The following is a 2131-nucleotide window of genomic DNA, read 5'->3' on the forward strand; positions in this document are numbered from 1 at the left end:
ATGTGTATAAGAGACAGGGCCACCCGTGCCGGCTCGATCGCCTCGGCCTTGAGGAAGGCGCGTCTGCTGTGCGCCCAGCACTGAGCATGCGCGATGCCGGTCTTCTTCGCATACCATCAACCCCGCCGCGACATTCTCATCTTGTTTGTCGCGCGTCTCTCATCCAGATCGTCGCGCCATAAGCTGTGGCTCTATAACGCTGTCGTCTCGGTTCCGTACGTGCTCTTTAGCCAGGCTTGCTGCGTGCGCCCGTTCGCTCGTTGCTCCTCGGAGGTCATCTCCATTTTTCCGCGCCCATGCGCGTCGGGGGCGCAGTCACGTTCCACTTCCTGGAACTCGCCAGTTGTCCTATTAAGCATATAAATGGGTCCATAGACATCTCGGTGCCAGCGGCTGTATGTATAGCGGCTGAAATCAAGACAAGTTAAGCTCTTCGACTTGGCAGCGTACTCGATAATATGGTTTATTATGGTCGCCCCTCCCTCCGGACAATCAAACTCGCAACCGTATTCAAGAAAACTCCTGTTTGCTATCCGAAGTGTCTTGAGGCCTCGGCAACCAGCAATGACTTTTAGAAAAGGCCGAATTTCCATTGGATTTTTGATTTCCGGAATTGATATCTCCAGCTCCTCTAGCCGCGGCAATTGGAACAACTTGTTGAACTGAAGGTCACTGACCCGCGTCGCGGGCAATCTCAAGCTTCGCAAAGATGTGTTATTTTCCAAAGCCCTAATTAATCGATTGAGAACATTTTCCTCGTCGGCGAACACAACTTGCCCCATGTGCAGTTGTCTAATACCATTATGGCGATCTCCAAGGGCCGCGATAAAATTGTCTACCTCACCATCCTCAACATGCCACAAGGAGTCGCCCCCCATTTTCCCATACATATACCCATAATCTTGTCCACTGCGCTGTAGAATGCGACTCGAAAACCAATTAATTGCTTTATGCCCATCGCAATTAGTGTCAAATTTGTCCTCTCGCCGCTTCATGCATAGCGAAACGTCGATTTTGAGATCTGGTTTTCCATTCCGTTTCAGTTTATTCAACACTTGGTCAATAGGCGAGAAATCAAGCTCAAAGAACTCCTCCCGCTCGCCGTACTGTAGCGGGATTCCCCGAATTCCCGGCTTTTTCTCCTGTGAGACGGCATCAAGGCTGCGCAGCTGAAGACCTACCGTCCGAGTATGAACCAGGTCAGATTCCAACGCACGGCCCAACAGAGGCAGAATGATGTTCATCGGATGACGATTGCTGCGAAATTCGAGGTGAGGGCACAACTCAAAAAGAATTGATAGATTGTCTCTGAATCTGCCTGCCGGATCAAGATCCAGATTAAATAGCACATCTGTCAACCTTGCTGACAATTGCTTATTATCGGCAGCTGTGGCGCGAATTTGAGCGCGAACATGCGGATCCAGGATGCTATATGAATTTGGTAGACACAACGTGCGACCGACTCGATCTATGATGTCGGACTGTTCGCTATCTTTGATGCTCCGTGTCACCTGCGGAATCGAAACTGGGTTGGCCTCGCATAGACGCAACCGTTCGGCAAGGCCAGATGCATGAGGAATGATGTCATTGATAACATCGTCGTTCAGCCGTACTTTCGAACGACGTACAGAGTTTCGAGGCTGACCAGTTGATACGGTAGCGCGCCGTGCCGGCAAATCGGGTAATGGCCCCGACGTGCTAAGAGTGCGACTGGGACTATGCGGGGAGCGCACTGATGACGCGTCCAGATGGTTGTTGTCTGCAGCGCCTGAAGCGAAGACAGTATTAATTCTCGGCATATCAAGGATTGTGATAAATGAAAGCAGATTCTCTCGCCAAATGATCGCACGCATGTTAAATGAACGAAGAGCAGATGCAATCCACGAAGGCCATGTATGCTGAATAAATTTCGCTGAAGAAAAGCAGCACATTTCGCTGGGCTGAACTGGCTTTGTTCAGCAGCCACTTGCGGGGCGGCAGGGTGTCGGGTAGAAAGAGTGCGGGGATCTATCGGACGGGTGAGCTTTCATGCCTTACAAGGCGAGACTGAAGACGGGTGAGGCGCGCAAACGAGCCAAGCCGCGCTATGCGGTCACGAACGCGCATGAGTACAACGAGAGCCTGAAGCGGC

1 protein-coding gene is annotated in these 2131 nt (G+C 51.5%); it reads right to left on the reverse strand.

Going from position 1 to position 2131, the window contains the following annotated elements; translation table 11 throughout:
* Positions 1–191: 191 nt before the first annotated feature.
* A complete protein-coding gene (locus tag GWC77_RS27450) occupies positions 192–1853 on the reverse strand; it encodes a hypothetical protein (protein WP_173262550.1) in 1662 nt (553 codons plus the stop codon).
* Positions 1854–2131 lie beyond the last annotated feature (278 nt).

This window comes from Paraburkholderia sp. NMBU_R16 (genome assembly GCF_013282575.1).
Classification (GTDB): domain Bacteria; phylum Pseudomonadota; class Gammaproteobacteria; order Burkholderiales; family Burkholderiaceae; genus Trinickia.

Coding starts and splice junctions, on each gene's coding strand:
- GWC77_RS27450 (WP_173262550.1), bottom strand. CDS start 1,853: ATGCGTGCGATCATTTGGCGAGAGAATCTGCTTTCATTTATCACAATC.